Origin of the sequence: Microcoleus sp. B7-D4 (assembly GCF_036705125.1) — a bacterium.
Classification (GTDB): Bacteria; Cyanobacteriota; Cyanobacteriia; order Cyanobacteriales; family Microcoleaceae; genus Microcoleus.
In genome coordinates, this window is record NZ_JAUBTT010000033.1 from 64,912 (window position 1) to 72,836 (window position 7,925).

The window sequence follows — 7,925 nt, forward strand, 5'->3', positions numbered from 1 at the left end:
AGGCATCTTGCCTGTGTATGGAACAGGCATCTTGCCTGTGTATGGAAAAGGCATCTTGCCTGTGTATGGAACAGGCATCTTGCCTGTATGTGGCACAGGCATCTTGCCTGTATGTGGCACAGGCATCTTGCCTGTGTGTGGAACAGGCATCTTGCCTGCGTGTGGAACAGGCATCTTGCCTGTGTGTGGAACAAGCATCTTGCCTGTTGTGTGTGGAACAAGCATCTTGCCTGTTGTGTGTGGAACAGGCATCTTGCCTGTTGTGTGTGGAACAGGCATCTTGCCTGTTAAGCTAAAATGCCGCACTCAGGTTAATTAATACCTACCTACTTAATTGACAAAAATATAGGAAAATTTAGATAAGAGTTAAGTTAATTGGGAGAGTAGATCGTGATTATTTGGGTAAACGAGCAAATCGATCCGTCGGGTATTCTTTATTCTTGCATTGCTTGTTGCGATGAGACTCAAGCGAAGGATTGCCACGAATCTTTTGAGCAGAATTTGACGGCAGAGCAAAAACAGCAGGGCTGGGTTGCTACCTTGCGGACTGTTAGTTCTTGGGATGAGGTGCCTGTTAATGCTTTGAAATTGAATTAATGAGTGCAAGTCATTAGCAGCTTTAGTCTCCCCCTGTTTCCGTTCGATCGAAGCGGCTGGAAAACGTTGCACGTCTGTTCGTCCAAGGCAAGATAACTCGATCGCACATTGGTCAAATTAACAGAAGTTTTCTGAAACAGAAGGCAAAAAGCTGCAAGCATTTGGGGCAGCCAGTCTGAGGATTGTGCCCTGGAAGGTGCGGGAATTTGGGCGGAAATTTTCGGGCCAGCAGTGCTGCGAACACGCTAGGACGAAAAAGCGTGCAAGTGCGATCCCCTTCGAGGGCTCCGCTAACGACAATTCGCATTTCTTAAACGGATTTTAGCATTACTATTAATAGATAGAGGCATTTCCAATTGTCTAGTTAAATTTTTATGATTGAAACCTTATTTCACGCTTATACGCCTCTAGTTATCTGGACGGGCTTAGGACTGCTGCTGTTTCGGTACATCCCAGTTGATTTTCCCAAGCTGCTGAGCCACTTTCTTTTCTGGATTGGGATACCGCTGCAAATTCTAGTTTTAGCCCGTCAGAGCGATTTTTCGGGTGCTGTGGGATTCACGCCGGCGATCGCCATATTCGTGTTATTTCTGAGTACGAGTTGTGCTTGGCTGACTTGGGTATTATTGCGTAGGCTGAGTGCGGCCCACATCCAAAAGCCCTATTTTCAGGGCAAAAATTCTCTGGTTAATTTATTCTTATTAAATTTTAATTCCCTGAAGCGATCGAGCCAAGGCAGTTTTCTCCTAGCTGCGATGTTAGGGAATACGGGCTTTGTGGGATTAGCAATCACCCCGTCTATCATCAGCACCGATAACAACAACTGGGCTGTCTTGTACAGCGTCACTAACAACGTTATTGGAACTTATTGTTTCGGTGTATTTATTGCTAGCTATTTCGGGAACTCCGAGCAAAAAAAACACTGGTGGACTCAGATCCGGGACGTGCTGACAGTTCCCGCCCTGTGGGCTTTTTTAATTGGTTTTTATACTAGAAACATCCCCCTGCCCGAAACAGTGGAATCGGGATTGCAGACTGCTGTTTGGGTGGTAATTGCCAGTGCTTTGGTGCTGGTTGGCATCCGGCTGAGGTCTATTAAGAAATGGGAAAGTTTTGAACTGGCGTTAATCCCGTCACTGTTAAAAGTGGTAATTGTGCCGGTGCTAATCGGATTGGGTGCTAGTTATTTCGGATTGAGCGGCGATCCGAGGTTCGTGTTGGTGTTGATGTCGGGAACGCCCACAGCTCTTTCGGTGCTGATTTTAGCAGAAGTCTACGAGCTCGATCGCGATTTGTTAGCTAGTAGCATCGCCATCACTTCTGTCGGTTTGCTGTTGATGCTTCCGCTGTGGTTAGCTGGGTTTAGTTGAAGTTGGGCGATCGCGTGGGAGTTAGAAACCGGGTTTCTTCACTAAATCGGGCGTGAGAATTCCAAGACGATCGCAGAAACCCGGTTTCTTGGATTTTGGGGCGCGTGGGAGTTAGAAACCGGGTTTCTTCTCAAAATCTCGGTAAGGATGCGTAAATTATCGCAGAAACCCGGTTTCTTGGAGTCTGTGGGGAGTCAGAAACCGGGTTTCTTTTCAAAATCTCGGTAAAGATGCGTAATTATCGCAGAAACCCGGTTTCTTGGATTTTGGATCGTGTTACTAAAACAGGAAACAAACCAAAAACTAATGATTGTTGCAAGGTTTTTGATAATTATTATAATATAGAAATAACTTCGAGGAGGTTATGGCATGACAAGCATATCCGACGAACAAACAGCTATCATCCGTACAGAAAGAGGACTGTCGATCGCAGGTACGCGCATCACCATCTACGACATCATGGACTATGTGACGGCTCAATATCCGCCTAAGTTTATCAAGGGATTGTTTGACCTTACAGAGGAACAAATTAACGCAGCTTTAGCTTATATTGAGGCAAATCGCGCTGATGTTGAAGCTGAGTATCAAATGGTGCTTAAGGAAGCTGAAGAATTGCGGCTGTATTATGAAGAAAAAAATCGCGATCTCATTGCCAGAATAGCCGCCATGCCACCAAAACCAGGAACCGAAGCTGCTTGGGAAAAACTTCGAGCGACTAAGGCCAAACTTGATGCTAAAGCATAATTTTTTTGATCGATCGTAATCTCAACGGACAGGCCATAATTTTGTTTGGCTCTATTGCTAATCAAGGTTGGCTTGATATCATCCCAATTCGTTTTGTCACCTTAAAGGAGATTGCTTTAATATGTTAACTAAATACATCCAAGCTGCTATGAAGCAAGCTAAGTATGAAATTTTCCCTGATGATGGGACTTTCTACGGAGAAATTCCTATCTGTGAGGGAGTCTATGCAAATGCTGTAAGTCTCGAAGCTTGTCGAGAAGAATTGCAAGAGGTATTGGAAGACTGGATTTTACTTGGTCTCACCCTGAAACTTCCTTTACCAGTTCTTGATAATATCGACCTGACAATTACTAAAGAAGTCGCCTGATGCCCCCTTTAAAACCAATCAAACGTCGAGACTTAATTTATTACCTAAAACAACTGGGATTTGACGGCCCCTATTCGGGAAAAAGGCATCAGTTCATGTTGAAAGATAACCTTCGCATTACCATCCCCAATCCTCATCAAGGTGATATCAGTGCCAACTTTTTAGCTAAGATTTTGCGACAGGCTAAAGTTGATATTAGTGATTGGGAGAACCTCTAAACTTGAGAGGGTTTTGTCAATTATATTAAATAAAACGATCGCGCTTCTTCTGCTACTGGAGATGGTAGGGGAGGGGCGAGCGCAATTTGATTACCAACAAAAGTAAGGTGTGTCACCTGCGATAATCGATCGTTTTGGTGAAAAATGGCAAGGTGACGCACCCTACTACTAAAAGACCTATTCTAAAGATGTCTTTGTTTTACTTCTTGACAAAAGCATAAAAACTCGTTAGGATAACTTTTTAGGTAAAAGTTTTATTTAAACCAACAAGGTACAAGAAAAACTCACCCAAAAGTTGGTGTTTTGGCATTTTACAAAAAAAGGAAACAACGACAATGACTATTATCCAAGACGGTGAGTTCAAAGGCGCTATTGTTGGAACCAACGGCAATGACGCAATTCAATAATCTGGAATCATTTTTGGTGTCCAAGGTAACGATACCCTTTCTGGCAATGGTGGTAACGATACCATTTACGCTGGCAAAGATAACGATATCTTGTATGGTGGTGGTGGAGATGATTTTCTCCGCGGCGATCAAGGTAACGATACAATTTACGGCGGTGAAGGTAACGATACCATCTACGGTGGCAAAGGTGACGATTTCATATTTGGTGGTGAAGGTATCAACATTCTTTACGGGAGTAATGGCAGCGATACTTTCAATGTCAAAGCAGGAGATCAACTTCCAGACTACAATCCTGCAGAAGGAGATGTTTTAATCGGTAACTTTTCTGTCGAAAACGGAGTTCTTCAAGCTATAACTACTCCAACTCCCACACCAAGCCCAACGCCTACTCCTACACCCGCTCCGGCTCCGACTCCCACCCCTACCCCTGTGATTCCAAGACAAGATAGCGTTGCTGCTTATTCTAATGGCAGTGAAGTAATAGGAGTAGGTCGCACAGCCCCTCGTAATTCCGAGCTTGCTTCAGAATCTGGATCTGATACTTTGACTGGCTCCGGTAGCAGTATACTTGTAGGCATTGCTGGAGATCCAGATTCATTTGCTGCCAACTTAAACTCGCGGTTAATAGGAGATGGCATCAAAAACTTTGGAACAGAAGATGAAATCCTTCTTCCTACGGTTCTCCAAGGTAAAATCCGAATTGTTCCTTCAACACGTGAGCCTAATGGATTTTTTGTCCAAGGAAACCAAAAAAATTACTTGTTTGTTTATAACAGTCAAAACAATTTAACTGCAACAACAATAGAACAAGCGATTAAATACATATAGCCTCGCCTTTCTTTCGTCATCTACTAAATGTGAAAACTCATCTTGTCTCTATTTGAGAAATAAATAGGAGCTAAAATGAAAAAACTCCCTATAGAAATCAATTTATAATTAAAAGCTTGTTTGAATGCCAGCAGTTGTTGTGTTTGGTTTTCTTAAGGGGGCTTTATTGTGTCTTGTAACTTCACCTGCATCAATCAGTTTATATAGTAGCACTTCTCAACTTCTACATCGATCGCATAAAAGCATTCACCGCATCATATTGATCCGCCATCCGCGAATAAAACTCGATCGATCGCAAATCCAACTCCGGCAAAGGTTCGCTCTTACTCACCAATTCATACCCCGTTGGACGCAAGCAATAAACCGAAATTACCCCATCCTCCCAAAACCAAACCTCCTGCACTCCCACCCGACGATAGATTTCCAGCGTATCAATTCCACCACTCGTCACTGTTATTTCGATCGCCAAATCTGGAACCGACTTGCGCGTACCCAAACAATAAGACTCATCTGGTTCCTTCCGTGCACCTAACTCCTTCATCCCGATAGTTGTACTGCCGCGCCCGTAGAAACGAATGTTCTTCGTCCGCATATAAATCTCTAAAAGCTGATCTAAAGTGTTTCTAGATTCTTCATGTTCCTCAGAAAAAGGAGCCATAATTTCTAAACACCCATCCAAATAAGTTAAATGCGCCCCAGTTTCCGCCAAATCTGCATCCAACTTTTCCAGAGTCTCCCATGTCACGTTTGAGAGGAAAGCCGCACCTGTACCCAATCCTGCTTTAGAAATTGCGACAACCATCTGACTTACCTTTTAGGATGCTTTTTTATATTAGCGAATATTAGCTAAAGTTTCAAATCAGATTGCTATAAAATTTCGCAGTACAATGAACAATAACTGCACGGAAACGGCTATGAATGAGACAATAACTGCTACAGGTCTGCCTCCTGCATTCCCCGACCATAACCAATTGCCAGACGAAGACGGTACATTTGTGAAAAATTTTCAGGAGCATCCCCAGAGCATCATTTTGACAGATTCGATCGGGCCTGTTGTAGAGCGACTGCATCCAGACGGACAATATGCGATCGGGCAAGATTGCGGCATTTACTGGCGAGAAACTGACCCGCCAGAGCGAGGTGCAGAAGCACCGGATTGGTTTTACGTGCCGAATGTACCCGCAACACTCGATGGTTTTCGCCGTTCTTATGTACTTTGGCGGGAACACATGGCTCCGTTCATCACAAATTTGGGTAGAAACCCCGTCCTTTTAGGACGGCTTTATATTAGAATGTAATTGGTCAACGACCCACCCGAGACGATGGATCAAACAGCCTATACGAGCGAAGTTCAGCCCGAGGTGCTGGCGGCGAAGCAAAATCGGTAGACCGGGATGCATAGGATAGGGCAATGGAAGTCTAACCCTAGAATCAAACCTACGAAGAATTCCGTTTGGTATTCGACACGTAAAAACCGCAGGGCTTGCGGGGTTAGTCTGTGGAGCGAACATAAGACCAAAACTCTTTGAGGGTGGAGGCAGTTGCGAAGAAGCAGAAACTTAAGTCGCGAGGCTTAAGAATCACCGTACCTTCAGGTCGGTGAGTATGTCAATGCTTTAGAATTTGCTAGCGGTAATGGAGAGGAAGAGCGCGATTCCCTTCGGGATAGCTTCGCTTCACGTACTCCGCTTTCTGTGGCGGCCGACGGTACAACAACTAAACCCGGTAAGTTTTGGGTGTACGAGAGAATTATCCGCATCCCTTACTACGGTATTTATGAAATGAGAACTGGCAATTTAGAAGTCTATCACCTGATAGATTTTGGGTATCGAAGGATGGAGCCAAACGAACGCGGTCACTATCCGATTCCTGTACTAGATGTAGAATTGGGACTGTGGCAGGGAAGCTATCAAAATCAAGAACTGCTTTGGCTGCGGTGGTGGGATTCGCAGGGGAATTTGCTGTTAACTGGCTCCGAACAAGTTGAAATTGAGCGGGCTCGAACCGAGAAAGAACGAGAAAGAGCCGAACAAGCAGAGCGAAAAGTTACCCAGTTAGCGGAGCGACTGCGAGCAATGGGAATCGATCCCGATGCTGAGGATTGATATCAAAGTCCCAAAACTATCTCTGTAGCGCGAGCATCCCGCACCTAATCTTTTATAATCACAAAAAACAAAGCTGATGGAAACTAAACCACCTCTACCGCCCTTTACGTTGGAAACGGCTAAAGCCAAAGTTCAAGCTGCTGAAGATGCCTGGAATACCCGCGATCCAGAACGAGTAGCCTTAGCTTATACGGAAGATTCTCAGTGGCGAAACCGTGCCGAATTCTTCAGCGGACGGGAACAAATCAAGGCTTTTTTAAGACGAAAATGGGGAAAGGAACTAGATTACCGTTTAAAGAAAGAACTGTGGAGTTTTACAGAAAATCGGATTTCTGTTCGATTTGAGTATGAGTGGCACGATGATTCTGGCTACTGGTATCGCGCCTATGGTAATGAACAGTGGGAATTTGCAGAAAATGGGTTAATGCGAAGACGTGAAGCTAGCATTAATGATGTTCCGATTCAAGAATCTGAACGGAAGTTTCGATAAGATTTATCGGTGAGTTGTTAGAGGCATTAATAAGGGGGGACTTGCGGGCGGTGAATTTGACTTTTGCAAGAACTCTAGAGAAGTTTATAGAGCATCTGCGATCGTGTAGAATCTTAAAAAACAATTTTAATGGAGTTTTGTTGCAAATGAAATTTTTGGCGATCGAAACACTAATTGTTAGTTCTCTCCTTCTGTCAAACTCATCATTGTCATCTGCTCAAAGTAATCCACAAGGGTCTACAATTCTACCCACAGGAGCTTACTACGCTCAAGGAACAATGTTCAATAACTCCCGTAGAGAGATTGCACATCAAAACAATAGAATCTGCATCAAGATCGTTGATGGCCCTGCAAATCCCTACAAAGGAGTCGAATCTATCACAATTAGCAGCGTGTCTGTTGAAAATGGGAAATACTATATTGATGCAACTGGCACAGAGCTAGTATTAAAAAACAATGGAAAAGCATTCTCTGGCGACATTCGCGGTACATGGGAGTATAGAGGTATCTCGCCCGATCGAAGGAGTCAACCCATACAAGCTCAAAAAATGGCAGAGTGTGTAGCGGCTCAAGGACGATATGTGGAGAAGATGGAAGGAATATCAATTTCAGGAATCGATTTTCCCAAGCATTAACCACGATCGAGATGGGTGGGGGCGCAACCAAAAGGCGATATGTTGGATGCAGTAATGGGTAATCGGAGTAAGGTGCGCGGCGCGCACCTTATACCAATTTTTTATGAGGTTGCATAGAATCCGATCCCCCCTAGCCAAGAGGGCGGGCACGGGGAGTAGGGGTC

11 protein-coding genes and 1 pseudogene are annotated in these 7,925 nt (G+C 44.3%); 11 read left to right on the forward strand and 1 reads right to left on the reverse strand.

Translation table 11 applies throughout. The features are described from left to right. From QUB12_RS15305 to QUB12_RS15335, 7 genes are all read left to right on the forward strand, one after another. The coding region (locus QUB12_RS15305) for a hypothetical protein (RefSeq protein WP_333307411.1) at positions 1 to 319 on the forward strand (319 nt) is incomplete at its 5' end. 71 nt (positions 320 to 390) lie between these two features. Further along, the gene (locus tag QUB12_RS15310) at positions 391 to 597 is read left to right on the forward strand and encodes a hypothetical protein (RefSeq protein ID WP_015178896.1); all 207 of its coding nucleotides are present in this window, start codon (positions 391 to 393) and stop codon (positions 595 to 597) included. A 374-nt stretch (positions 598 to 971) separates the two neighbouring features. Further along, positions 972 to 1,967 (forward strand): AEC family transporter, encoded by a 996-nt coding sequence (locus QUB12_RS15315; protein ID WP_333140201.1) that lies wholly within the window; start codon positions 972 to 974, stop codon positions 1,965 to 1,967. 369 nt (positions 1,968 to 2,336) lie between these two features. Further along, entirely contained in the window at positions 2,337 to 2,711 is a 375-nt protein-coding gene (locus QUB12_RS15320; RefSeq protein ID WP_333140199.1) for a DUF433 domain-containing protein, read from the forward strand. A gap of 121 nt (positions 2,712 to 2,832) precedes the next feature. Further along, positions 2,833 to 3,078 carry a type II toxin-antitoxin system HicB family antitoxin gene (locus tag QUB12_RS15325; RefSeq protein WP_333139279.1) on the forward strand — a complete coding sequence of 82 codons (246 nt, stop codon included), beginning with the start codon at positions 2,833 to 2,835 and terminating at the stop codon, positions 3,076 to 3,078. Next, positions 3,078 to 3,296, forward strand: a complete 219-nt coding sequence (locus QUB12_RS15330) for a type II toxin-antitoxin system HicA family toxin (protein WP_333307415.1) — start codon at positions 3,078 to 3,080, stop codon at positions 3,294 to 3,296. The genes QUB12_RS15325 and QUB12_RS15330 overlap by 1 nt, the downstream gene beginning before the upstream one ends. 416 nt (positions 3,297 to 3,712) lie before the next feature. After that, on the forward strand, positions 3,713 to 4,531 hold the full coding sequence (locus QUB12_RS15335; protein ID WP_333307421.1) for a hypothetical protein: 819 nt from the start codon (positions 3,713 to 3,715) through the stop codon (positions 4,529 to 4,531). A gap of 223 nt (positions 4,532 to 4,754) precedes the next feature. Here the strand turns inward: QUB12_RS15335 and QUB12_RS15340 are convergent, their stop codons facing one another. Beyond that, entirely contained in the window at positions 4,755 to 5,333 is a 579-nt protein-coding gene (locus QUB12_RS15340) for a Uma2 family endonuclease (protein WP_333140196.1), read from the reverse strand. Between the two features lie 112 nt (positions 5,334 to 5,445). On the opposite strand from QUB12_RS15340, the gene QUB12_RS15345 reads away from it, so the two are divergent. The 4 genes and pseudogenes from QUB12_RS15345 (at position 5,446) to QUB12_RS15360 (ending at position 7,761) form a co-directional block, all read left to right on the forward strand. Continuing rightward, positions 5,446 to 5,829, forward strand: coding sequence for a hypothetical protein (locus QUB12_RS15345; protein ID WP_445252005.1), 384 nt, complete (start codon positions 5,446 to 5,448; stop codon positions 5,827 to 5,829). A 315-nt stretch (positions 5,830 to 6,144) separates the two neighbouring features. After that, positions 6,145 to 6,636 (forward strand): annotated as a pseudogene (locus QUB12_RS15350) (Uma2 family endonuclease); the annotation flags it as partial. A gap of 76 nt (positions 6,637 to 6,712) precedes the next feature. Beyond that, entirely contained in the window at positions 6,713 to 7,126 is a 414-nt protein-coding gene (locus tag QUB12_RS15355; RefSeq protein WP_333140194.1) for a nuclear transport factor 2 family protein, read from the forward strand. Positions 7,127 to 7,176: 50 nt separating this feature from the next. Next, positions 7,177 to 7,761, forward strand: coding sequence for a hypothetical protein (locus tag QUB12_RS15360; protein ID WP_333307418.1), 585 nt, complete (start codon positions 7,177 to 7,179; stop codon positions 7,759 to 7,761). Positions 7,762 to 7,925 lie beyond the last annotated feature (164 nt).